The organism is Chryseobacterium soli (genome assembly GCF_000737705.1).
GTDB lineage: Bacteria > Bacteroidota > Bacteroidia > Flavobacteriales > Weeksellaceae > Chryseobacterium > Chryseobacterium soli.
Window position 1 is genome coordinate 471122 of record NZ_JPRH01000001.1, and the last position, 23449, is coordinate 494570.

Below are 23449 nucleotides of genomic sequence, written 5' to 3' on the forward strand. Positions count from 1 at the left end.
AAAATTTTTTCTGCCATAAAGTCATTTATTGGTTTTTGGTAAAATATTTGTAATTTAGATAATAGATAAATGGTAATGTTGCCATTATTCTAATGAGATATATTATGGATTATAAGTTTTCACAAGGTTTGAGCCAAGTGTTCAAACAGAGCAAAAATGAAGCAAAAAGGCTGAAAAGTGAATTTCTTAATACAGAACATCTACTTTTAGGTATTATAAAAACGGAAAACTCTGCTAAAGAAATCCTTAACAACCTTAATGCGGATTTAACACAAATCAGAAGAAAAATTGAAACTCTAAATACAGCAAGTCTTAATCCTATTTCTGAGGAGGTTACCAATATTTCTTTCACGAAGATGGCAGATCATGCCATTAAGCGTGCAGAACTGGAATGCAGACAATATAAAAGCAATGAAATTAATACCGTTCATCTGCTTCTCGGCATCCTTTACAAATATGAAGATCCTACCTCAAGTATATTAGGTGCTTATGATATAGATTATGAAGGTGTTTCAAGGGAATATCAAACCATGCTTAAAAACTCCGGACAGGCGCCTCAAATGAGTGCATATGACGATGACGATGAAAGAGAAGATTTTGAGCAAATGAGAAAACCTTCAGGAAATTTAGGTTCTGCAAAAAGCAAAACACCTACCCTGGATAATTTCGGAAGAGACCTTACTTCACTGGCAAGAGACGGAAAATTAGATCCCGTAATCGGCCGTGAAAAAGAAATTGAGAGAGTTTCTCAAATCTTATCGAGAAGAAAGAAAAACAATCCACTGCTTATCGGGGAACCGGGAGTAGGTAAATCTGCCATTGCAGAAGGATTGGCTTTAAGAATTCAGCAGAAGAAAGTTTCAAGAGTTCTGTATGGTAAAAGAGTGATCACGCTGGATCTTGCAAGTTTAGTTGCAGGAACCAAATATCGTGGACAGTTCGAAGAAAGAATGAAGGCCATCATGACGGAATTAGAGAAAAACCGTGATGTAATCTTATTCATTGATGAGCTTCATACGATTGTAGGCGCAGGAAGTTCTACAGGAAGTCTTGATGCATCCAATATGTTCAAACCTGCTTTGGCAAGGGGCGAAATTCAATGTATTGGTGCCACTACTCTGGATGAATACCGTCAGTACATTGAAAAAGACGGAGCACTGGAGAGAAGATTCCAAAAAGTAATGGTAGAGCCAACTTCTATTGATGAAACCATTCAGATTCTGAATCAAATCAAAGATAAATATGAAGAGCATCACAATGTAGTATATACTCCGGAAGCTATTCTGGCTTGTGTCAATTTGACTGCAAGATATATTACAGACCGTTTCTTACCGGACAAAGCGATTGATGCAATGGATGAAGCGGGTTCCCGTGTTTATATTAAAAACATGAAAGTTCCGACCGAAATCATTGATTTTGAACAAAAAATTGAAGAGATTAAGGATCTGAAACAGAAAGCTGTAAAAGCTCAGGATTATCTTGAGGCCAGAAAGCTTAAAGATGAAGAGGAACGTCTTCAAATGGAACTGAATGTAGCCCAGGAAAAATGGGATAAAGATGTAAAAGAGAAAAAAGAAACCGTTACGGATGAAAATGTAGCTGAAGTTGTTTCTATGATGAGCGGCATTCCTGTAACTAAAGTTGGTAAGAATGAGCTTGATAAACTTGCTCAGATGGATGAAAAACTGAACGGAAAAGTAATCGGTCAGGAAGATGCTGTGAAAAAAGTCGTTAAAGCGATTCAAAGAAACAGAGCAGGTCTGAAAGATCCTAATCGCCCTATCGGAACATTCATTTTCTTAGGAACTACCGGTGTCGGTAAAACTGAGCTTGCTAAAGTAATGGCAAGAGAACTCTTTGATTCTGATGAATCACTGATCAGAATTGACATGAGTGAATACATGGAGAAATTCGCAGTTTCAAGATTGGTTGGAGCGCCTCCGGGATACGTTGGATACGAAGAAGGTGGTCAGCTGACTGAAGCCGTAAGAAGAAAACCTTATGCAGTCGTTCTTTTGGATGAAATTGAAAAAGCTCACCCGGATGTGTTCAATATTCTGTTACAGATTTTGGATGAAGGATTCGTGACTGATAGTTTAGGAAGAAAAATTGACTTTAGAAATACGATCATTATCCTTACCTCAAACATTGGTACCAGAGATATTAAAGATTTTGGAGACGGTGTAGGATTTGGAACTTCTGCTAAAAAGTCAAATTCTGATACAAGAGCCAGAAGTACCATTGAAAATGCCCTTAAAAAAGCATTTGCCCCTGAGTTTCTGAACAGAATTGATGACATCGTGATCTTCAACTCTCTTGAAAAAACCGATATCAAGAAAATTATTGATCTTGAATTGAACAAACTATACAGCAGACTTGAAAAATTAGGCTACAAAGTTGATCTTACTGAAGAAGCCAAAGATTTCATTTCTGAAAAAGGATGGGATAAAGATTTCGGAGCAAGACCATTGAAAAGAGCGATCCAGAAGTACATTGAGGATTTATTAGCTGAAATGCTGGTAAATAAACAATTGAACGAAGGTGAAACTATTACACTGGATGTAAACGAAGCGAAAGATGGATTAGCCGGAAAACCACAGAAAACAAAAAAATCTGCTGAGAAATCTTCTTAATAATACATTAATTATTTAATACATAAAAAAGCATCGAGATAACTCGATGCTTTTTGTAATTAGATAGATTTCACAAATTAAATCCCAGAATATTTTTGTTAACCAAATGAATAACAATTCACTATTTACATTCATTTAAAGTCCTACTACAAAACCAATATTGGGCACCAATCCACTGGAAAAAGCACTTGATTGTTCTTTCCAAAGTACATTATACATCAATCCCAGCTGCATAAAAGAGTTCCCTCCTATTCGCTGCATGTATCCACCACCAAGGTATAAAGCGGTTTCCTCTCCATTTACTTTATAGTCGTAAAACTTATCTCTATAGTTAATAAAATAATGCTGAAGATTTGCTCCTACGTAAAAAGATCTCGCAAAATAATAATTGACAAACGGTCCTACTCCAAACATGGTTGATTTATATGAATTTGAAGTCTGCCAGGATACGCTTCCAACAACACCTCCTTCAAGATCGTCAGTAAGCCTATATCCCACCCTTGGTGAAGCCTGAAGATAGAATGCGCTGTTACTTCCGAAGCCAAGACCAATTCCACCTCCAAAGGTCCATTTATTCGTTTCCTGTGGGGCCGTACCGACCGAAACCTGGCAAAAAACAGATCCTGAAAGCATCAGCATCATTGCAATTGTAATTTTTTTCATAGTATATCGTTTTTATCAATCTCTAAAATTATCATTTTTTTGCGAATCTTTTTAATCGTATTTTTGCCGCGTCAAACTAAGAACTCCCGTTAAGAGTTTCGTAAAATTGAAATAACATGAAAGTAGTTGTAGGATTATCCGGAGGTGTGGATTCCAGTGTTACAGCATATCTGCTGCAGCAACAGGGTCACGAAGTCGTGGCTTTATTTATGAGAAACTGGAACGATGCTTCGGTAACGTTAGAAGATGAATGCCCTTGGATTGAGGACAGCAATGATGCCTTAATGGTAGCCCAGAAGCTGGGAATCCCATTTCAGGTGATTGATATGAGTGACCTTTACAAAGAACGTATCGTAGATTATATGTTTGATGAGTATCAGAAAGGAAGAACTCCCAATCCAGATGTTTTGTGTAATAGAGAGGTTAAATTTGATGTTTTCATGAAAACAGCGATGTCTTTAGGTGCCGATAAGGTGGCTACAGGTCATTATGCAAGAGTAAATTCTACTTTTGATGAAAACGGAAAGGAAATTTTCCATCTTTTGGCTGGAAAAGACAATAATAAAGACCAGTCTTATTTTCTCTGCCAGCTGAATCAGGATCAATTGTCAAAAGCATTATTCCCTATTGGAGAGCTTACAAAGCCACAAGTAAGAGAAATTGCAAAAGAAATTGGATTGGTCACTGCTGATAAAAAGGATTCTCAGGGATTATGCTTTATCGGTAAAGTAAGCCTGCCACAGTTTTTGCAGCAGCAATTAGTTCCTAAAGAAGGTGAAATTGTAGAAATTTTCAAAGATTCTCCAATTTTTTCTCAGGGAAAACCGGAATTTTCTTCAAAAGAAGAAGAGCTGGAGTTCCTGTCTCAAAAAATCAATTATAAAAAAACTGACGGAAAAGTAATAGGAAAGCATCAGGGGGCTCAGTTTTTCACGATCGGCCAAAGTAAGGGGCTTGGAATAGGAGGCCATAAAGAAAGCTGTTTTATCATATCCAGAGATATGGAAAACAACATTATTTTTGTGGGCGAAGGACACAGCTTCCCTGGTTTACATAAAAAGGCACTTAAAGTTGATCTTTCAGAAATTCATTGGGTTCGTGAAGATTTAAAACTGAAATCCGGAGAATCTATGGAAGTAATGGCAAGATTCCGTTACAGACAGGAGTTGCAAAAAGCAACAATTTACCAGTTTGATAATGCATTGTATATGGAATTTGAAAAAGAACAATCATCGATTGCTGAGGGACAATTTGCTTCGTGGTATATTGGTGATGAGCTTTTAGGAAGCGGAGTGATTTCGTAAAGGTTTATTTTCCGTAATTATTATATTTACTCAATACAGACAAAGGAAAAGGATCATAAAGAATAAACAGTTATTATATATTAAAACCTTGAGCACTTGTGTTCAAGGTTTTATTTTGATCATTTTAATTAAAATAAAGAGGTTTTTTTCAATTAAAAACAACTTGAATACATTCAATATAATCAAATTAATGACAATTAGTTAACACACCAGCCAGTCTTTAAAATCTTTTACTCTGTCTCTGCTTACTGTAATTTCTTCCTGCGGCTGAAATTCTAAATCTACTTTATAATTAGGTGAAGTGTGAATGTTTTTAATGAAATCTGAATTGATGATAAACTGTCGGTTTACCCTGAAAAATTTCTTTTCGTCCAGCACCTCTTCCAATTCATCCAGCGTAAAATCTGAGGGATAATTTCTTTCCTGCGTCTGCAGATACACAATCTTATTCTCGCTGTAAAAGCAGGAAACTTCATGCGTCTGGACAATTTTTAAATTGTAGCCGATTTTCACCAAAATCCGGGAAAGGGTACTTTTATCTTTTTTTATTAGCTGTTTAATTTCCTGTGAGCTGACTGCATTATCTGAAGGAATAAATGATTTATATTTCTCGATCGCGCCCGCCAGATCTTCTTCTAAAATAGGTTTCAGCAGATAATCGATGCTGTTTAGCTTAAAGGCTTTCAGCGTATACTGGTCAAAAGCTGTCGTATAGATAATAAAACTTTTTGTAGGAATTTTTTCAAAAATATCGAATGACAGACCGTCCCCCAAAACAATGTCCGAAAAAATAAGCTGCGGATGTTCATTTTCAGAAAACCAGGCAATTCCTTCTTCTACGGATTCTAATTTTGCAACCAACTGAATTTCAGTAAAAATGCTTAACATTCTTTCTAATTTTCTTGAAGCTGGCTTTTCGTCTTCAATAATGACAGTTCTGATCATTGACCTGCGGTTTTTAGTTTTAAAATTTAAGTGCTAAAAGTAAATAAAACTTATGGCTTTTAGAAATTTATTGGTGTTTTATCCTTCTTAAGCTCTTCTTCCAGGATTCTTTTTTCCCAGTCTGAGTTGAAAATAAAAAGCTTTACGGCTTTCATCGCTAAAACAGCTCCCCAGATGAGCAATAGGACTGAACCATTGAACAGACTTAAATGAAAGCTTCCATGTCCTGAATAGTTATTAATGACTGAAATTCCAACAATGATGGCAAACCAGGCCAGGTGCTTATAGAATTTCTTTAATTCATTCACTCTTTTATGTGCATTATTATAGTCCATGATATTCGTTTAAAAAGTTTTCTTAAATGGTTGGGCATCTTTCTCCATCAATTCTTTGATCTTTTTCTCTTCCCATGCTTTTCCGATTCCGAATACATTCACTCCATGGGCAAAAAGTCCCATTCCCCATCCCAGCATTGGCCAAAGGAACCATAAATGTTCAGGAGCCGTAATAAGGTTTAATATTGCTAAAAACGGAATTACCAAACAGTAGGAAGTAAGGTTTCCATAAAATCCTTTCAGTTCTTTTACTCTTCTTGATGCTTTTCTGTAAGCTATCGTTTCTTTGTTTACTGATATTGTTTCCATAAGTATTTGTTTTAAAATTGTCGGGTTTGTATGTTTTGTTGAGTCAAATGTAGGGTGGAAATCGGGCTCTATCAATTTTATCTTACCGAACTGTAGAATTTCAGATCTGAGCTGTAAAAAGGAGCATTTTTATGAAAAAGAATTCTGCTTTTCTTAGATCTACCCTGTAACTTGAAGTGCCTTAATAGATAAAAGGAATTAATTTCTTTGTCTTTTTTCTGTATTCAATATATTCTTCTCCAAATTGCTCTATAAGCGCTTGTTCTTCAATAGCAATTCGGTAGCTAAAGGCGAGAAAGGGAGGGATAAATGCTAAAAGTAATGACAGCCAGTTATTTAAATAAAGTCCAAGCCCCAGCGATGTCAGCAGAGAAAAAGCATAAGAAGGATGACGGAGATATTTATAGAAGCCTTCTTTTTTAATTTTATGGTCCTGCTTTATCGTAACATCTACTGTAAAATACTTTCCTAATGATCTAATGATTATAAATCTGACGATTAGCCCAATGAGAATAAGAGCTTCTCCTATATAATAGATTGATTGTTCATTCGTAATCGGAAGCCTCGTCATATTAGAGGCTATCAAAGAGGTAGCAATGGAAAAAGGAATGGCGGTCCATAAGATATTCAGGGTCGATTTATCTTTATTTTGTTTGTCTGATTCTCCTGATTTCAGCATATTTTTATATAGAGATTCACTGATAAACCATGCTGCCATGGACAAGTAAAATATGATTTGTAAAGGGTTCATTATTTGAGATTTTATGGTTATTATTTATAGTTAAAAATGAATTCATTAAGCAGATAATTTGTTTACTTTTCTTTATCCATGAGTTCTTTGATTTTCTTTTCTTCCCATTTACGACCCAGCATAAATCCTGAAAAATAGACTGACATTCCGTACAGCAGTAACACTGCTCCCCAAATAATAGGAAGAATAAAATATTCAATATGCCAGATCGTCTCATTTTGATCTAACTCTCTGTAATTAAGGTATAAAATAAAGAGGTTTACTGCCACATAAATGAAAACAGATAGATAAAAGTTTTTGATTCTTTTTACTTTGCGTACTGCTTCCCTGTATTGCATATCATTTTCATCGATTGTTTTCATGGCTATAGATTTATTGTTTATTTTGCTTTTCTAAAATCTTTCTGATCTTTCGTTCTTCCCAGTTTTTACCTATTGCAAAAACATTCATTGCATGAGCTGCAAGACCAATTCCCCATCCTAGCATCGGAAAGAAAAACCAAATATTTTTGGGACTGGTAACCAGATTTACAATAATTAAAAACGGAATAACAATACAGTACGAAATGAGGTTTCCATAAAACCCTTTTATTTCTTTCACCCGTTTCTGAGCCTTTTCATAAGCCTTATCTGTGTTATCTATTTTTGTGCTGATCGTATTGGGTTTAACAGATAGTACCGGAAGTTTTACTTTAAAATAATCTTCAGATCTTTCTATAAAGACATTTCTCTTGGTAAGCAGTGAATACCGCTGTACAATATTGGCGAGACCAATTCCTGCACTTTCTTTCATCTGCTCTCTTTCCTGGAGATTATTTTCAATGCACAGGATGTCATTTTCTGAAAAGATCTTAATAATTAAAGGTTTTGAAGAAGTGGCAAAATTATGTTTGATACAGTTTTCCAGCAGCAGCTGAAGGGAAAGCGGTACGACATATCGTCGGTAATCTTCTTTATTGACTTCAAAGATAAAATCTACACTATCCTCAAACCTTGTTTTTAACAGATCGCAATACGTTTTTGCAAATTCTATTTCATCTTCTACGGTGACCAGCTCTTTATCTTTCTGTTCCAATACATATCGGTAAATCTTTGACATTGAAGCAGTAAACTTCTGAGCCTGCTTCGGATTTTCATCAATTAATGAACTTAAAACATTCAAAGAATTAAACAGGAAATGAGGATCCAGCTGGTTTTTTAAGCTTTCAAACTGTGCATTTGCTGATGTAGCGATTAATTTTTGTTCTACCACTTCTTTTTTGGAAGTCTTTTTAAGTTCTTCCATAAAGCCTTTAGCGTGGAGGAAAGCAGAAATAAGCAAGGCAATATTCACCATAAACCAATTCATGAAATTGTATTTTCCGGAGAAGAACTCTGCGGGTGTAGCCGCTTTCTGAAAAATCACAAAATTGATGTAGTTACACAGATACACTAAAATAAAATTGGCGACAAGGATAGAAATAATGCTTATTACAGCTCTTTTCGTAGTGGCTTCAGACCATGGAATCTTTTTATTGAGAAAATCGTTTAAAAGCCCGTTTCCAATGCCTAAAAAGAAAGAATACAATGCTGATATCGCAAAGGAAAGGATAAAATTGTGGAGAGTCTTTTCATCTGTAAAGAATAAAAAGAAAAATAGTGCTGTTCCGATGGATACCCAAAGCAGTACAATCAGGTTCTTGCGTTTCATTGTCGTTTTTCTTGGTTCAAAAATAGTTCATATTAAAGGTATCAAAAATAATTTCTTACCGAAGGGTTGATTTTGTGTTCCGAACGGCATAAAAAAACCTTCCTGAATCGGAAGGTTTGATTGTTTTGTTATTTTACCGGCTGGCTGATGAAATATTCAGCTTCTGCCCTGCCCCAGTTAGGATCTAATGCCGTTTTCGGTTTATATGCATTGAATTTTGCTAAGGCATCTTTAAACATTTCCAGACCTTTGGTTTTGCTTCCCCCGAACTGTTCAGGAGTAAAGTAAACGTCTTCGGCCTTGATCAGTGCAATTCTCGGATTATCCGGTTCCAGTTTTTCTGCTGTATTCATTTCCTCAGTTGCTCTGGCTCCATCTGTCATATAACGCTGCTGCGGGTTCACCATCATTCTTAGTGAGTAGGACATTTTTTTCAGAAGACGGATCTCAGCATTATCAGCTCCTGCAAGATTCTGAGCAGTGGCAAGGTATTTTTCTGCTTCGTCAGCAACACCATCCAACGCCTGCGTATTTCCGTTTCTCATCATTACCCTTCCCTTCTGTATGGTAGAGAATGCGGCATAATATGCGGGCAGCCACTTACTGCTTTCTTTACTTCCAATCCTTTGAAAATCGTTGGCTAACGTCTGAAAATCTTCAGGAGTTTTGCAGGTTTCTATTTTTGCGATTTTGTCAGACATGATTTTGTCATAATCTGCCTGAGCAAAAGCTGTTAAGCTTACGAAAGCTAAAGCAAAACTTAATAAGTATTTTTTCATTTTTCTAATTTTTTTAAGGTTTATATTTTTGTTCTAAGATATGTATTCCGTGGTTTGTATAGCTTTTTACATACCAATATTTTTACAGATTATTATTGATGGCATCCTGTGTTCTGTCGACTCCGAAGCTGATAAAAGCTCCTACAAAGACAAAAGTATTCACCGGAGGCACGACTGCCGAACTTCTTGCGCCGTCCATAGAAAAATTATACCCATATACATTTTTTGCTCCCAGCACGTTGGAAATGCTTAATACGAATACGGTAAAGGCTTTCGAATCTTTTTTTCCAAGATTGGGCAGGTAATTAAAACTTATATTCAGGGCATTATAATCTTTCAGGGATCCTTCATGGCGGATGATATTCGTGGTATTCTGAGTCAGAATATCATAATACGGTCTTCCTTTTGAATAGGTGTAGGAAAGATTAACGCCTAGCTTCCATTCCGGGATAAATCTTTTAGCAACAGCAGAAAGCGTGTGTGCAGAAGCAAAATTGGGTTTTAAACTCATGGGATAATTCATGAAATCCCTTTTTGAATCCAGAAATGAATAACTGATCCAGTAATCGATATTTTCAAAGGTTTTTTTATCCCTCCAGAACAGTTCCAGGCCTTTTGCATATCCATACCCATTATTATTGAAGGCACTTTGAATCTGTTGATTCTGATTGACATTCGGTGTGATATTGATGGTTTTGACCAATTGATCGTATTTTTTATAAAAAGCTTCCAACCGAAGACTTCTTCCTTCCGAAGCTCTTTGAATCTGTAAAATATAATGTTGAGATTTTTGAAAATCTAAATCCGCAGGCCCGTTGATATATTTACTTTCCGGATTCTGGAAGAACAACCCGTAAGCCAGAGATGTTGTCCAGTTTGTTGCTAAACGATATGCCAGTGCCAAACGCGGTGCGATATTGCTTTTGTCCAGGAAAGAAGAATGTTCTGCCCTCACTCCTATTTTTGCGGATAACGCATTGCTGAATCCTAAATCTGTTTCTGCAAATACGGAAGAAATCAAATCTTTGTAATCTTTGTTTACTGCTTCAAAATTGAGTTTTTCATCGGTATTATTGAACTCAAAACCTCCTCTTAAGGCACTAATTTTATTGATTTTCCTTTCTAAAACAGCTTTGAAGTTGATATAATTTCCATCTGTTAAAAGCTTTGTCCTTTCCGATTCTACATCATTTGTCTGTGTTGAAAAATTAAGGTCCGACTGATTGTATGAATAGGAAGCTCCAGCATTTAATAGATATTTCCCGAATTTCTGTCTGAAAGAAAGATTGTGATACGTACTTTTTCCTTTCAATCTGATCATGTTAAAATCATAACCTGGCTCCAGGCTTTCTGACTTTACTCCCATTTTATTGCTGTCGTACATTCCGTAATACTTGAAAAAACCTCCGGATTTTGTTTTAATTCTGACATTAAAATCGCCGTTAAGCCCTTGCGGAGCATCAATAAAATCAGTGTTAAAATTAAGCACCTTCTGCATCAGACTCAGGATAGAATATCCTAAAGTAGCTCCATAAGAATAGTTCTTATTGTCGCCTAATTTCTGAAATCCGGCACTTAAAAATATCGGAGAAATTCCAACATCATAAGAACTCTGATCCGGAAGATCTACACTTTCCAGCATCAGGGCTCCTGAAAGAGCCTGCCCGTACAGCGCAGAATATCCACCACTTGAAAAGATATTTCCTTTAAAGAGCGAGGTATTAAAACGATCCCGGCCCGCGATCCCCGGAACGGAATTGGAAAAATAATTATTGATCAAACTGCCATCCATAAAAATTTTAGCTTCTGTTCCGGTACCTCCTCTGATGAAAAGTCCTTCTGATTCTCCTACTTTCTGAACGCCCGGAAGATAATTTAATGCTGAAGAAATCTGTCCGTCTGCTCCTGCCGTTGTATAAATATCAATGGGAGTAAGTAATGCTGTGGCTCTTTTTTTATCACTTGCTTCAATGGAACCTGCAGAAACTACAACGGCATCAATTTCACTGATCTGCTCTTTAAGATCTGTACTTACTGAAAGATCCTGATTTTCAATCAATACTGGTTTTTCAACCGTTTCATATTTGGGATGGGTAAAAGTCAGGATATGATTTCCTTTTTCTGAAGTTTCAAAGGTGAAATTTCCCTGTGCATCCGTGGTGGCCCCATCATAAGTATCTTTTAAAGTGACATTTACATCAGCTACGCCTTTATTTCTGAATGCTACTTTTCCGGAAACCTTCACCTGAGCATATCCCAGAAAGAAGGATAAAAAAGTAATCAGAAGTAATAATCGCTGTCCTCGTGTTTTCATTGTTATTAATTTTCGATTCAAAAATACGTGCGGAAATGTCTTCGTTGGAAAAAAAACTTACTGAAAGGTATTCTTTCGTTACTGAACAGCATATTATGGGATAATCATCAAAAATGAGGGTTGGTCTGGATGACAATTTCTTTTTAACCGGTTAGTTTTTGTCTCAAAATGCTGTCTTTATTGTGTTAAAAGAGGTCTTCAAGCTTCACATGCACATACATGCTATTTTCTTCTTTAATATTGATGTCTGCTGATGCAATACAACTTTGATATTTTTTATCGATAAAAAGTTCTTTCACATAAAATTTTTCATTGTCAATGCTACATTCATTTCCGTTAATTTCAAAAGATTCTAAAGGAATCATCATGCCGTCTCCATGGGCTTTTAATACGGCTTCTTTACTCGTCCAATAAGTAAAAAAGCTTTTGATTTTGGAGTCTGAATGGTGTATTCTGTGAAATTCATCAGGCGTCATCTGAGATTTAAAATCCAGATAATTGATCTGCGGATCTAAAAATTCAACATCGATACCTATCGGAGCCTCAGCAATAGCGCAAAGCACCAGATCTTTGGAATGAGAGATATTAAAATGTATATCATGCCCCTTTAAAATAGGTTTCTTATTCGCCAATACATCTATTTCAACATCTTGCAGATTGTAATATACCCTCAGTCCATGTTCTAAAAGAACCTTTCCCAGTAAAGACAGCTGTGCATCCTGCCATCTACGGTATTTAAGGATATCTTCCCTGAATTTTCCGGAAAAAACCGACAAGTATCTATCCAGCAGATCCTGATGTTTCTCTTCGTGTATAAATGCATATAAGATGATCATTCACTATTATTTATCCTTTCAAAAATACTACTAAAAATGTCTTCCTGCATAATTTCACAGAAAGACATAGATTCAGATTATCAGACCGGAATACAGAAGTCGACCAGCATTTTACCTTCCGGATGTTCTTTAAAATTAGAATGATAGATCTCAAAAGGAAAAGCTTTTCTCATAGAATATTTATTTTCGTTCATCCATAGGAAAAGGGATACCCAACATTGCTCAAAGTCATTCAATGTCATCTCCCCGCTTCCGATAATACATTTTCCGGCGGAAATGATTTCAGGGAAAATTTTCCCTTCCGGTTTGCTCATCTTTTTATTCAAAAGCATGGAGGCGTGAATCCTAACCTTTTCCGGAGGAGTTACTTTGAAGCTGTCATGGTATACAGAGATCATTTTAACGTGCTCTGCAGGAAAGAGGTTTTTCTTTTTCGCCCAATCTATGAGAATGGTATAGGAAGGCTCTACATTCGCAATTCCAAGACTCATTACAGAGGCCAGATTCATTTCCGGCAGTTCTTTTACTTCGATTTTTAAATTCATGGCTGACCAATTTAGCAGGTTTTCTATTTTACAAATGTAGGGGTCGAAAACCGGGGCAATTTGTCCGTTCTTGCGTTCTTTCTGTATAATTTTATGAAAGGTTTCCGGTGCTGATTTCCGGAACGCAGACGGTGATATTCCATAGTATTTTTTAAATGTTTTACAGAATACTGAATGACTAGAAAATCCCAGATCAAGATAGATTTCTTTTATTTCAATCTCCTTCCGAACAGCCAGGTAAAAGGCACTCTTTTCTATTTTCTTTCTTACAATATAGACCTGGAGCGTCTCTCCCGTTATGAGCTTAAATATCCTGTGAAAATGAAATGGCGAATAGGCACCGATCTTTGCAATTTTCTCTAAAGAAAGATCGGCATCAAGATGATCATCAATATATTGGATGGTTTTTACAATCCTTTTGGTATATTCTTCCACTTCGAAGGGTTTATCGGTAAAGGTAGTAAGATAGCCTCAATTGAAGTTGTCTTTTATTGCTGCTTTTTGAAAAAGAACTGCAATCATAAAGTCTTTTAAAAATAATCTCTACATTTATATAATTATTAAATCACTTAAAATTATATACAATGAAAGTACAAAAATTAGCATTATTGGCGGGATGCGCATTATTTGCTGTTTCTTGCGGAACAATGAAAACCTATCCTGTAAACGCTAAAAGCGGAACACAGACAGGAGGAACTGCTAAGTTTACCCAAAAAGGAAATGAGGTGGTAATGAAGCTTGATATCACAAATCTTACTCCGGGAATTCACGCGGTACATATTCATGAAAAAGGTGACTGCTCTGCAGCAGACGGAACCTCAACAGGTGGACACTGGAATCCTGCTAAGGACGACCACGGAAAATGGGGTGCCGAGCATTTCCACATGGGAGATATCGGTAATTTGGTAGCAGACCAGAGCGGTAATGCTACGCTGACTTTCAAGACGGACAAATGGTGCCTTGGGTGTACAGATGAGTCGAAAAACATCATCGGAAAAGGTCTTATCGTGCACGCAGCAGCTGATGACTTCCATACTCAGCCAACAGGGAATGCAGGCGGAAGAGTAGGTTGTGTAGAAATTAAATAATTAAGTATTTGAAATAAAAAATCCGCTGATGAAAAATCAGCGGATTTTTTATGTTTATGATTTTGTCCCCATGTCTGCAACGATATTCATTGCTTCCTGAAGGTATGGATCCTTTTTAAGGTTTTTGATCCACATATCAGATTTTTTCTTGAAGGCTTCATCTTTTTTCTCTCTTTCCATTTCTCCCGGATACATCGTGAATTGAAGGCCGTTTTCAAATTTGGTTAACGCCTTGAATTTTTCAATCTGAGCTTTTCTCTGCTTCATCAATTCATTGAATTTATTGATATTAAGTGTGATGGTTTCTTCTTTATCCAGTTTTTCTCTCCACTGAGCAGATTCTAATAGCAGCTGATAATTGCTGTTTTTAGCCATTCTTTCTGCACTTGATTTCTCAAGGGCTACTGCATTGAAGTAGTTTAATTTTTTAAAGCTTGTTCCTGGAATTTTATCCCATGCCAATGCATAATCATCATATCGCTCTCCTACTTCAGCATAAGTAAAGAAGTCTTTCATCTGAATATCAGAAACAATACCTTTTCTCTGGGTAGATTCTCCTGTAATTCTGTAAAACTTCTGAATAGTCAGTTTTAAAGATCCGAAATCATCTTCTGTATTCAGGAATCTGTTTAAATCAACAAAGGTCTGTACAGTTCCTTTTCCAAATGACTGCGGAGAACCGATAATCATTGCTCTTCCGTAATCCTGCATTACTCCTGCCAAAATCTCTGATGCCGATGCTGAAAGCTCATTCTGCATGATTACTAATGGCCCTGTCCAGATCGGAGTTTCATTTTTATTTTTTAAGGTCTGAATTTTACCGTTTCCGTCTTTCACCTGAACATAAGGTCCTGCTTCCATGAAAAGTCCCATGATATCTCCAACTTCCGTTAAAGAACCACCTCCATTGTTTCTCAAATCTAGCACGATTCCTTCGATGTTCTGAGATTTCAGTTTAATGATTTCATTTTTAATGTCATCAGAAGCATTTCTCCCTTTGGCATCTTCAAAATCAGCATTAAAGCTTGGAAGGTTGATGAAACCGTATTTTTTCCCGTTTGGAGAGTTTACCACAATACTTCTTGCGAAAGTATCTTCAATGGCAACCTCTTCACGGATCATCGTTACATCTTTCGTTGTACCGTCTTTTTTCTGAACCGTTAATGTTACTGGTGTTCCTTTTTCTCCTCTGATCAATCGTACTGCTTCATCAGAAAGCATTCCCACTACATTTACAGCGTCACTTTTCGGATTAGATCTTACTTTTAGAATTTTATCTCCTTCTGAAAGCTGTTTAGATTTCCATGCCGGTGCACCAATCGTTAAAGCACCCAGATACAGATTTCCTTTTTTCTCCTGAATAAGTGCTCCAATACCGATTACTTTACCTTTAAACTGGGTATCGAAATCTTCTTTGTCTTTCGGAGAATAATAGTTGGTATGCGGATCGAATACTTCAGTATACGCATTCATATACACAGTAAACCAATCCATTTTCTTTCTCTTTTTGAATCTGGTGAATGTTTCTTTTACAAGATCTTTCACTTCGTCCGTCGCTTTGATTCTTTTTTGATCAGGAGAAAGCGGCTGAAATTTAATAGTATCTTTTAAATTATATTTCTGAACAGAATCTTTTTTCTCTTTTTGAGCTTCTTCTTTGCTGTTCATTGATTCTATTTCCTGAAGAATATTGTATTTAATGAATTTTTTCCATTCATTATACTGTTCCTGCTTATTGGCCGGCACTTTTTTAAGTTTCGGTTCAAGAGTAAGGGATTCGTCTTCTTCCAGGTTAATAGGCTTGCTGAAAATATCCTGAGTGATTTTATCAATCTCATCTACCCTTTGGTACAATCTGTCGATGGTAAGTTTATAGAAAGTCAAATCTCCCTGGCTGATATAATCATCAAGCTTGGTTTCATGCTTTCCGAATTCGTCCATATCCGACTGCAGGAAATATCTTTTTCCGGAATCAATTAATTCAAAATAATGCTTGTAAACATCCTTTGAATAGGCATCATTAATAGCTTTGGGACTATAATGCAAGTAAGAAAGTGTATTTTTAACGCTCACCATTATTGTCTGCATTTTTTCATCATCATTTTTAGGTGAGTTGAAGCAAAACATTAGACTTGTTAATGGAATTAGGAGTAAAAATTTATTTAGTTTAAAATTTTTCCACATAAACTGTCTGGATTTATTATTTTTTTTAAAGTATGTACTGATATTAGTAGCAACATTTAATTCGCTGTTACAAACTATCAAATTTAATACCTTATTTACAATTATCGAATAGTTTTAAGTATTTTTGTTAAAATTAAAATATTTTATGGAAAGACCTCTTATTCTGGTTACTAATGATGATGGAATTACAGCACCAGGAATCAGAAACCTTATCAGTTTTATGAACGAGATTGGAGAAGTGGTTGTTGTAGCACCCGATTCTCCTCAAAGTGGAAAAGGACATGCCATTACCATTAATTCTACCTTAAGTTTTGAAGAAGTAAGCTTAGAAGGGCCTCAAACCGACTTTTCATGCAGTGGGACTCCTGTAGATTGTGTAAAGATGGCACTTGATAAAATTTTAACAAGAAGACCGGATATCGTTGTTTCAGGAATCAATCACGGAGCCAACTCTTCTATCAATGTGATCTACTCCGGGACTATGTCTGCAGCCGTAGAAGCAGGGGTTGAAGGTATTCCTGCCATTGGATTCTCTCTGCTTGATTTCAGCTGGGAGGCAGATTTCACACAGGCTAAAGAATTTATTCAGAATATTGTCCGAAGAACATTAGAAAATCCAATGCCGAAAGGAATTGTGTTAAATGTAAATATTCCGAAGCTTTCCGCCGGAGAGATCAAAGGAATAAAAGTATGCAAGCAGGCCCAGGCAAAATGGGAAGAAAGCTTTGATGAAAGAATCAATCCTCATGGTAAAAAATATTACTGGCTGACAGGCTATTTCAATAATATGGATGAGTCTGAAGATGCTGATGAAACGGCTTTAGCCAATGGATATATTTCAATTGTTCCGGTAAAGTTTGATATGACCGCTTATGAGTATATGAAAACGCTGGAAGAAGTAATGAATTTTAATTAATGTACGAGAAATTAGATAATCCTGTCTATCATTCACTTAATGAATATCATCAGAAGTTTTGCTTATCCTTTGGTGATACTAAATTCTATACCCCTGAAGTAGCTGCTTTTGGAGGTTCTTTACAGCAAGCAACCGAAAGTGAACTCGCCGGCTATCAAAAGATCTGCGATGATTTTTTGGTTTTCGGGACGAAACCTGATGCAAAAAACTTTACCGATTTTTCCAGGCTTGTCTGTGATCAGTATGTTCTGGAAAACAATATTGAAATTGATTTTACTGAAGAAATTGTTCTTTTACAGGAGGAAAACCAGGATGAACTGCTGTCTTTTGTCAGAAAGTTTTATCCTCATTACTTTAAAAACAGAACACCGGAATTAGGACGTTATTTTGGAATTTTCAAAGATGATAAGCTTGTGGCTGTCACGGGCGAAAGAATGCAGATGAATGATATGACGGAAGTAAGTGCCGTAATCACCGATACAGATTATTTAGGTAAAGGGTATGCCAAACAGCTGGTAGCGTTCGTTGCCGGTAAAATTTTTGAAGACGGCAAAACGCCTTTTCTCCATGTTGCTGAAAGTAATGAAGGTGCCAAAAAACTGTATGAGAAACTGGGTTTCCATCACAGAGGAAAAATAAATTTGTGGGGTATTAAGGGATAATTCCTTATCCTATCAAAATATAAACCGTTAAGACTGGGTATTCCTATGTCTTAGCGGTTTTTTACTAAATGCAATACAAAAATAAGGTTACTTATTGAAAATCAATTGAATTCAAGAGGTTTAAGCATTCATCTTTTTACATAAAAAAAACATAAAATCCCGTATTTCGGGGTTTTCATTAAATCTTTTTCCTACATTTATTATGACTTAATTTTTTCCAAATATGAGAATAGAATATGATATAAAGTTAGGATTTAAGGATGTAATGTTCCGTCCTAAACGTTCCACTTTAAAATCCCGCTCCGAGGTTAATCTTGAAAGAGAATTTACCTTTAAACATACGAAAAAGAAATGGCAGGGTATCCCGATTATTGCGGCCAACATGGATACGGTAGGGACTTTTGAAATGGCGGTAGAACTGGCAAAAGAAAAAATCATTACGGCCGTTCATAAACATTATTCTGTTGAAGAATGGACTGCATTTTTAGACAGCCAGCCTGAAAGCATTCATCAGTATATTGCTTTGAGTACAGGAACAGGGAAAGCGGATGAAGAGAAGATAAGATTAATCCTTGAAAAGCACCCAAAAATCGAGTTTCTGTGTATTGATGTAGCAAACGGATATTCCGAGCATTTTGTGGACTTTGTGAAGAAAGCAAGAGGCAATTTCCCGGATAAAATTATCATGGCAGGAAATGTTGTTACCGGAGAAATGGTAGAAGAACTTCTTCTGGTAGGGGCTGATATTATCAAAGTAGGAATTGGACCCGGTTCTGTTTGTACAACGCGTATAAAAACGGGTGTGGGCTATCCGCAGCTTTCAGCTATTATAGAATGTTCTGATGCAGCACATGGCTTAGGAGGTCATATTATTGCAGACGGTGGATGCAAGGTTCCCGGCGATGTGGCAAAAGCTTTTGGTGGTGGAGCAGATTTCGTTATGCTTGGCGGTATGTTTGCCGGCCATGATGAAAGCGGCGGCGAAATGATTGAAGAAAACGGCAAAAAATTCCGCCTATTCTATGGAATGAGCTCAAAAACAGCGATGGATAAACATTCCGGAGGGGTAGCTGAATACCGTTCATCTGAAGGTAAAACCGTAAAAGCAGCTTATAAAGGTCCTGTTTCTGAAACGGTAAAAGATATTTTGGGCGGCGTACGTTCAACTTGTACATATGTTGGGGCTTCCAAATTGAAAGAATTGTCTAAGAGAACTACTTTCATACGGGTACAGGAGCAGGAAAACCAAATTTTTAAAGACTAAAAAAGAAAGCCATATCACTGATATGGCTTTCTTTATATTGATATATTGTATTTTATGTAAGCATTGCACCGTCAACATTCAAGGTCTGCCCTGAAATGTAAGCCGCCATATCGCTTCCTAAAAAGACGCATGCATTTGCAACATCTAGTGTATTTCCTAATCTCTTCATTGGAATACTATCTCTCCATTCCTGAATTCTTTTTTCGTCTAACACAGAAGTCATTTCTGTTTCAATGAATCCCGGAGCAATCGCGTTGCATCGGATATTTCTTGAACCTAATTCAAGCGCAACAGATTTTGAGAAACCAATAACCCCTGCTTTAGAAGCAGCATAATTGGCCTGACCTGCATTTCCGCTGATCCCTACAACAGAAGTCATATTGATGATAGAACCGGATTTTGCCTTCATCATCGGCTTAATAACTGCTTTTGTAAGATTAAATACTGAATCTAAGTTAATACTCATTACAGCATCCCAATCTTCTTTTGACATTCTCAATAGCAGATTATCTCTTGTAATTCCAGCATTATTAACTAAAATATCGATTTGCCCAAATTCGGTCATTACATCATCCACTAATTTTTGAGCGGCATCGTAGTCTGATGCGTCAGATTGGTAACCTTTAATTTGAGTTACAGAACTTAAAGCTGCTTCTAATTCTTTAGCTTTGTCTACAGATCCGGCATAGGTAAATGCTACTTTTGCACCATGCTGCACAAAAACTTCTGCAATCGCTTTTCCGATACCTCTTGTAGCTCCGGTAATTAGTGCTACTTTTCCTTCTAATAGTTTCATATTTCTTGACAATTATTTTCTTATAACTAACTAGCCTTTTAAAAGTTGGCTCGTATAACGTGTTCAATTGTATCAAAATTAAACAGTCCGCAAAGATATTATAATTTGTTATTCAAAGTATTTTAAATCATCAAATTACTTCACTTTTTTGTCTGTTTTTTGTCATATCTGCTAATGGGAAGCATTCATATTTCTAAATATAGTGAAATAAATATACTCAAATTTCTTTTCTTCTTCTATTTTAAGAGATTCTTTTCTATCTAATAATCATTACGTACGCATCTGAATATAACCTTACCTCCTTCTCTATCTTTTTTAATAAAAAGGATCTTTATATACTGGCTGGATACTTTCTTAGCTCAGTCTCAAATAGAATTATTTACAATCAGAACAATCTCTCCTTTTAAAGTTTTACTTTTAGAAAATTCAATTAATTCATTGATTGTTCCGCGTTTAGTTTCTTCGAATTTTTTTGATATTTCACGGCTTAAGCTCGCTTTCGTGTGTTCGCCGAAGAATTCTTTGATCTGTTCCAGCGTTGTATTGATTTTATGAGGACTTTCATACAGAACAATAGTTTTCTTTTCTTCTGCAAGCTGTTTAAGCTTAGTCTGCCTTCCTTTTTTCTGAGGTAAGAAACCGGCAAATAAGAACTCGTTATTCGGCAGTCCTGATACTACCAGTGCAGGCACAAAAGCTGTGGCTCCCGGCAGGCAGATCATTTCAATATCATTATCCGAACCTGCTTTTGAAAGCAGATAGCCGGGGTCTGAAATTCCCGGAGTTCCCGCATCTGTAATAATAGCAACATTCTGTCCGCTTTTAAGGTCCGTAATTACCTTTTCCGTGGTCTGGTGCTCATTATGAAGGTGATAAGATTTTAAAGGTTTAGAGATCTCGTAATGCTTCAAAAGAATTCCGGAGGTTCTCGTGTCTTCACATAAAATATAATCAACTTCCTTCAGTACGTTAACCGCTCTGAAAGTCATATCCTGCAAGTTCCCTACCGGTGTAGGGACAAAATAAAGTATTCCGCTCAAAATTATAAAAATTTATTTTCTACCAATACCCAGAGCCTCTGGGCATATTCATCCACTTTATTCCATTTTCTGTCGTAATAAAGGTCACTAAGATATTCTTTCGCGTCTTTCAGCGTTTTGAATTGATTTAAATAGTCTATAGTATCGTTAAGGTCTGTCTGGCTTCCGTTAAAAAGCATTTTTGTAAAAGCAATTCTGTCGTTCAAATCCAGTTTAAATTCAGGTTTTTGCTTTTCAGCTTCCATAAAACCTGTAGGAATATTTGTTTTCAGAATGCCTCCTGTATCTTCTTTCGAAGCAGGTTTCGGCCTTTCCTGTGGAGTGCCTCTATCTAAAGGATCATCATCAAAAAGAGTTTGAACCGCCTTAAGACCTTTAATATTTGCCAGTTTAATCTTTCTTTCCATATGATATTCGTCCAGGTTTTCAAAGCTTTCATCAGAAGCATGCCTGTCGTTTTCATTTTCGGAATGAGGTTTATCGATTTCAACTATTTTTCTTCGGTCAGTAGGTTCAGCCAATGGTACTTCTTCCTCTTTTTCCTGCGGAGAAGAATCGTGCTTAATCTCGGCAAGAATATGTTCAACACTGGAAGTATCAGTGGCCATTTCACCCTGCTCGATCGTCATGTTTGGAGCAATGAACTGCTCTTCATTCTCTTCAACCAGAATTTCATCTTCTTCAAAAGAATCTGTATCAAAAATGCTTGGAATTCTTTCGGATGGCTCTGATTTTTGTTGAACTGCTGTTTTTTCGCCATTCTCTTTAACTTCAGGTTCAAAGCTTTTCTGAATGGTTTCTTCTTCTTCAAAATCCTTTAGATTATTTCCCTGATCATCAGAAATTTCATTTTCAAATTCATCAATTTCATTCAGCTGATTGTTAAAAATTACTTCCTCTTCAGATAAAGTATGCCTGAAAATTCCTTCATTAAAATCGTCATCGCTTTCAGGTTCAGCATTCGCCAGAATCCTTTCTTCATCTACAAAGCTTAAAACAGGGATCTGATCGTCTGAATTTTCATGATCAGCCATTTGATTGATCTGGTTATTGAAAACAGCTTCTTCCGTCGTTTGATCATACGCGGATTTCTCCTGTACGGTTTCAGGGTGCTCCATTTCCTCTGCAAAGCTTACAATATTTTCATGAAATTCATTTTCTACAATTTCATTCAGCTGGTTGTTAAAAACCGCCTCTTCTTCCATTGTACTGCTGAATTCTTCCTGAATTCCCTCTGAACTTTCATCTATTTCATTGAATTCATTATTGAAAATAGCTTCCTCTTCCGTTACTTCATGATTAGACTCATTGGCTTCACTTCCACTGTTGGAGGAAGAAACATACGCCTGATTTTCTGAGGTTTTCCCCTGGGGATCCTGTATGAAATATTCGATGTTTTTTTCTAATAATCTTAAGAAAGAAATCCTGTTAGCAAGCTCATCTACGAGGTCCTGCTTGGAAAGTAATTCGTCAACATTATTTATTTTATCCAGAATATCAATGATATTTTTGGATTCGAAAAAAATCTTTTCCTTTAAATCTTGGATGTTCTGCATATAATAATCTTGTTAAAATTGCTTACTTTTGATGTTAAAAATATACGGCTAATTTAACAAATGTTTTTAGAAAATACAATTAATCATTCCAAACAAAGTGGTTGGATGGAAGTTATTTGTGGCTCTATGTTTTCTGGAAAAACCGAAGAGTTGATCCGAAGATTACGCAGAGCAGAAATGGCAGGACAGAATGTAGAAATTTTTAAACCCAGATTGGATACACGGTATTCTGATGGAGATGTAGTTTCGCATAATCAGAATAAGATACGCAGTACAGCAGTAGACAATCCCAACGAAATTCTTTTGCTGGCTTCCAACTGTGATGTAGTGGGAATTGACGAAGCTCAGTTTTTCGATGAAGGCATCGTGGATATTGCCAATCAGCTGGCAAATAGCGGAGTAAGAGTCGTAATTGCAGGGTTGGATATGGACTTTTTGGGAAGACCATTTGGTCCTATGCCCAATTTAATGGCTACTGCAGAATATGTAACGAAAGTGCATGCGATCTGCAAAAGAACGGGTAATCTTGCCAACTATTCTTTGAGAACTTCCGCAGGAAATGATCTTGTTGAATTAGGTGAAACGGAAAGCTATGAAGCAGTAAGCCGCCGCGTATTTATTGATGAAGTACTTTCTAAAAAGAGAAAATAAAATCATACCTTAGACTAAGATTAAAACAAATCACTAGGCACAAAATGACTCATCACAATTAATTGATCCTATTGTATACCCTGGTGATGAACCAAAATAACAAAAAGCTAATATTTTAAATAAGCTGATCTTCTAAAATCAATTTCGCAAAAAGGTTAATTTTTTATTTTTCCATACTGTAAATGAATT

At 36.3% G+C, this 23449-nt stretch carries 22 protein-coding genes; 7 read left to right on the forward strand and 15 right to left on the reverse strand.

Annotated elements, in window-relative coordinates; translation table 11 throughout:
• The first annotated feature begins 104 nt into the window (after nucleotides 1-104).
• Nucleotides 105-2633: an ATP-dependent Clp protease ATP-binding subunit gene (locus IW15_RS02150; RefSeq protein ID WP_034708941.1), complete on the forward strand. Its 2529-nt coding sequence runs from the start codon at nucleotides 105-107 to the stop codon at nucleotides 2631-2633.
• A gap of 135 nt (nucleotides 2634-2768) precedes the next feature.
• On the opposite strand, the gene IW15_RS02155 is transcribed toward IW15_RS02150, so the two are convergent.
• Nucleotides 2769-3296, reverse strand: coding sequence for a hypothetical protein (locus IW15_RS02155; protein ID WP_034708943.1), 528 nt, complete (start codon nucleotides 3294-3296; stop codon nucleotides 2769-2771).
• Between the two features lie 116 nt (nucleotides 3297-3412).
• On the opposite strand from IW15_RS02155, the gene mnmA reads away from it, so the two are divergent.
• The gene (mnmA, locus tag IW15_RS02160; RefSeq protein ID WP_034708945.1) at nucleotides 3413-4600 is read left to right on the forward strand and encodes a tRNA 2-thiouridine(34) synthase MnmA; all 1188 of its coding nucleotides are present in this window, start codon (nucleotides 3413-3415) and stop codon (nucleotides 4598-4600) included.
• A 201-nt stretch (nucleotides 4601-4801) separates the two neighbouring features.
• Here mnmA and IW15_RS02165 read toward each other — a convergent pair whose 3' ends face one another.
• The 10 genes from IW15_RS02165 to IW15_RS02210 all read right to left on the reverse strand — a co-directional run bounded on the left by IW15_RS02165 (nucleotide 4802) and on the right by IW15_RS02210 (nucleotide 13538).
• Entirely contained in the window at nucleotides 4802-5545 is a 744-nt protein-coding gene (locus IW15_RS02165; protein ID WP_084681351.1) for a LytR/AlgR family response regulator transcription factor, read from the reverse strand.
• Between the two features lie 59 nt (nucleotides 5546-5604).
• Nucleotides 5605-5880: a 2TM domain-containing protein gene (locus IW15_RS02170; RefSeq protein ID WP_034708946.1), complete on the reverse strand. Its 276-nt coding sequence runs from the start codon at nucleotides 5878-5880 to the stop codon at nucleotides 5605-5607.
• Nucleotides 5881-5889: 9 nt separating this feature from the next.
• Nucleotides 5890-6189, reverse strand: a complete 300-nt coding sequence (locus IW15_RS02175; protein WP_034708950.1) for a 2TM domain-containing protein — start codon at nucleotides 6187-6189, stop codon at nucleotides 5890-5892.
• A gap of 181 nt (nucleotides 6190-6370) precedes the next feature.
• Nucleotides 6371-6940, reverse strand: coding sequence for a methyltransferase family protein (locus tag IW15_RS02180; RefSeq protein ID WP_034708952.1), 570 nt, complete (start codon nucleotides 6938-6940; stop codon nucleotides 6371-6373).
• A gap of 62 nt (nucleotides 6941-7002) precedes the next feature.
• Nucleotides 7003-7302, reverse strand: coding sequence for a 2TM domain-containing protein (locus tag IW15_RS02185; protein ID WP_034708954.1), 300 nt, complete (start codon nucleotides 7300-7302; stop codon nucleotides 7003-7005).
• A gap of 10 nt (nucleotides 7303-7312) precedes the next feature.
• A complete protein-coding gene (locus IW15_RS02190) occupies nucleotides 7313-8629 on the reverse strand; it encodes a 2TM domain-containing protein (protein ID WP_034708955.1) in 1317 nt (438 codons plus the stop codon).
• A gap of 128 nt (nucleotides 8630-8757) precedes the next feature.
• On the reverse strand, nucleotides 8758-9408 hold the full coding sequence (locus IW15_RS02195) for a hypothetical protein (RefSeq protein WP_034708957.1): 651 nt from the start codon (nucleotides 9406-9408) through the stop codon (nucleotides 8758-8760).
• 82 nt (nucleotides 9409-9490) lie between these two features.
• Complete coding sequence (locus IW15_RS02200) at nucleotides 9491-11722, reverse strand: TonB-dependent receptor (RefSeq protein ID WP_034708958.1); 2232 nt, start codon at nucleotides 11720-11722, stop codon at nucleotides 9491-9493.
• Between the two features lie 185 nt (nucleotides 11723-11907).
• Nucleotides 11908-12558, reverse strand: a complete 651-nt coding sequence (locus tag IW15_RS02205; protein ID WP_034708960.1) for a 4'-phosphopantetheinyl transferase family protein — start codon at nucleotides 12556-12558, stop codon at nucleotides 11908-11910.
• 80 nt (nucleotides 12559-12638) lie between these two features.
• A complete protein-coding gene (locus IW15_RS02210) occupies nucleotides 12639-13538 on the reverse strand; it encodes an AraC family transcriptional regulator (protein WP_034708961.1) in 900 nt (299 codons plus the stop codon).
• Nucleotides 13539-13687: 149 nt separating this feature from the next.
• On the opposite strand from IW15_RS02210, the gene IW15_RS02215 reads away from it, so the two are divergent.
• Nucleotides 13688-14191, forward strand: coding sequence for a superoxide dismutase family protein (locus IW15_RS02215; protein ID WP_034708962.1), 504 nt, complete (start codon nucleotides 13688-13690; stop codon nucleotides 14189-14191).
• Between the two features lie 54 nt (nucleotides 14192-14245).
• Here IW15_RS02215 and IW15_RS02220 read toward each other — a convergent pair whose 3' ends face one another.
• Entirely contained in the window at nucleotides 14246-16375 is a 2130-nt protein-coding gene (locus IW15_RS02220) for a carboxy terminal-processing peptidase (RefSeq protein WP_034708963.1), read from the reverse strand.
• Nucleotides 16376-16520: 145 nt separating this feature from the next.
• Between IW15_RS02220 and surE the strand changes: the two genes are divergently transcribed.
• The 3 genes from surE to IW15_RS02235 all read left to right on the forward strand — a co-directional run bounded on the left by surE (nucleotide 16521) and on the right by IW15_RS02235 (nucleotide 19217).
• The gene (gene surE, locus IW15_RS02225; protein ID WP_034708964.1) at nucleotides 16521-17291 is read left to right on the forward strand and encodes a 5'/3'-nucleotidase SurE; all 771 of its coding nucleotides are present in this window, start codon (nucleotides 16521-16523) and stop codon (nucleotides 17289-17291) included.
• Entirely contained in the window at nucleotides 17291-17953 is a 663-nt protein-coding gene (locus IW15_RS02230) for a GNAT family N-acetyltransferase (RefSeq protein WP_034708965.1), read from the forward strand. The genes surE and IW15_RS02230 overlap by 1 nt, the downstream gene beginning before the upstream one ends.
• Nucleotides 17954-18176: 223 nt before the next feature.
• Complete coding sequence (locus IW15_RS02235; protein ID WP_034708966.1) at nucleotides 18177-19217, forward strand: GMP reductase; 1041 nt, start codon at nucleotides 18177-18179, stop codon at nucleotides 19215-19217.
• A gap of 52 nt (nucleotides 19218-19269) precedes the next feature.
• On the opposite strand, the gene fabG is transcribed toward IW15_RS02235, so the two are convergent.
• The 3 genes from fabG to IW15_RS02250 form a co-directional block, all read right to left on the reverse strand.
• Nucleotides 19270-20013, reverse strand: a complete 744-nt coding sequence (gene fabG / locus IW15_RS02240) for a 3-oxoacyl-[acyl-carrier-protein] reductase (RefSeq protein ID WP_034708967.1) — start codon at nucleotides 20011-20013, stop codon at nucleotides 19270-19272.
• A gap of 365 nt (nucleotides 20014-20378) precedes the next feature.
• The gene (rsmI, locus tag IW15_RS02245) at nucleotides 20379-21053 is read right to left on the reverse strand and encodes a 16S rRNA (cytidine(1402)-2'-O)-methyltransferase (protein WP_034708968.1); all 675 of its coding nucleotides are present in this window, start codon (nucleotides 21051-21053) and stop codon (nucleotides 20379-20381) included.
• Between the two features lie 2 nt (nucleotides 21054-21055).
• Nucleotides 21056-22609 carry a ring-infected erythrocyte surface antigen domain-containing protein gene (locus tag IW15_RS02250; RefSeq protein ID WP_034708970.1) on the reverse strand — a complete coding sequence of 518 codons (1554 nt, stop codon included), beginning with the start codon at nucleotides 22607-22609 and terminating at the stop codon, nucleotides 21056-21058.
• A 60-nt stretch (nucleotides 22610-22669) separates the two neighbouring features.
• Between IW15_RS02250 and IW15_RS02255 the strand changes: the two genes are divergently transcribed.
• Complete coding sequence (locus IW15_RS02255; RefSeq protein ID WP_034708971.1) at nucleotides 22670-23260, forward strand: thymidine kinase; 591 nt, start codon at nucleotides 22670-22672, stop codon at nucleotides 23258-23260.
• Nucleotides 23261-23449 lie beyond the last annotated feature (189 nt).

Coding starts and splice junctions, on each gene's coding strand:
- IW15_RS02150 (WP_034708941.1), top strand. CDS start 105: ATGGATTATAAGTTTTCACAAGGTTTGAGCCAAGTGTTCAAACAGAGC.
- IW15_RS02155 (WP_034708943.1), bottom strand. CDS start 3,296: ATGAAAAAAATTACAATTGCAATGATGCTGATGCTTTCAGGATCTGTT.
- mnmA (WP_034708945.1), top strand. CDS start 3,413: ATGAAAGTAGTTGTAGGATTATCCGGAGGTGTGGATTCCAGTGTTACA.
- IW15_RS02165 (WP_084681351.1), bottom strand. CDS start 5,545: ATGATCAGAACTGTCATTATTGAAGACGAAAAGCCAGCTTCAAGAAAA.
- IW15_RS02170 (WP_034708946.1), bottom strand. CDS start 5,880: ATGGACTATAATAATGCACATAAAAGAGTGAATGAATTAAAGAAATTC.
- IW15_RS02175 (WP_034708950.1), bottom strand. CDS start 6,189: ATGGAAACAATATCAGTAAACAAAGAAACGATAGCTTACAGAAAAGCA.
- IW15_RS02180 (WP_034708952.1), bottom strand. CDS start 6,940: ATGAACCCTTTACAAATCATATTTTACTTGTCCATGGCAGCATGGTTT.
- IW15_RS02185 (WP_034708954.1), bottom strand. CDS start 7,302: ATGAAAACAATCGATGAAAATGATATGCAATACAGGGAAGCAGTACGC.
- IW15_RS02190 (WP_034708955.1), bottom strand. CDS start 8,629: ATGAAACGCAAGAACCTGATTGTACTGCTTTGGGTATCCATCGGAACA.
- IW15_RS02195 (WP_034708957.1), bottom strand. CDS start 9,408: ATGAAAAAATACTTATTAAGTTTTGCTTTAGCTTTCGTAAGCTTAACA.
- IW15_RS02200 (WP_034708958.1), bottom strand. CDS start 11,722: ATGAAAACACGAGGACAGCGATTATTACTTCTGATTACTTTTTTATCC.
- IW15_RS02205 (WP_034708960.1), bottom strand. CDS start 12,558: ATGATCATCTTATATGCATTTATACACGAAGAGAAACATCAGGATCTG.
- IW15_RS02215 (WP_034708962.1), top strand. CDS start 13,688: ATGAAAGTACAAAAATTAGCATTATTGGCGGGATGCGCATTATTTGCT.
- IW15_RS02220 (WP_034708963.1), bottom strand. CDS start 16,375: ATGTGGAAAAATTTTAAACTAAATAAATTTTTACTCCTAATTCCATTA.
- surE (WP_034708964.1), top strand. CDS start 16,521: ATGGAAAGACCTCTTATTCTGGTTACTAATGATGATGGAATTACAGCA.
- IW15_RS02230 (WP_034708965.1), top strand. CDS start 17,291: ATGTACGAGAAATTAGATAATCCTGTCTATCATTCACTTAATGAATAT.
- IW15_RS02235 (WP_034708966.1), top strand. CDS start 18,177: ATGAGAATAGAATATGATATAAAGTTAGGATTTAAGGATGTAATGTTC.
- fabG (WP_034708967.1), bottom strand. CDS start 20,013: ATGAAACTATTAGAAGGAAAAGTAGCACTAATTACCGGAGCTACAAGA.
- IW15_RS02250 (WP_034708970.1), bottom strand. CDS start 22,609: ATGCAGAACATCCAAGATTTAAAGGAAAAGATTTTTTTCGAATCCAAA.
- IW15_RS02255 (WP_034708971.1), top strand. CDS start 22,670: ATGTTTTTAGAAAATACAATTAATCATTCCAAACAAAGTGGTTGGATG.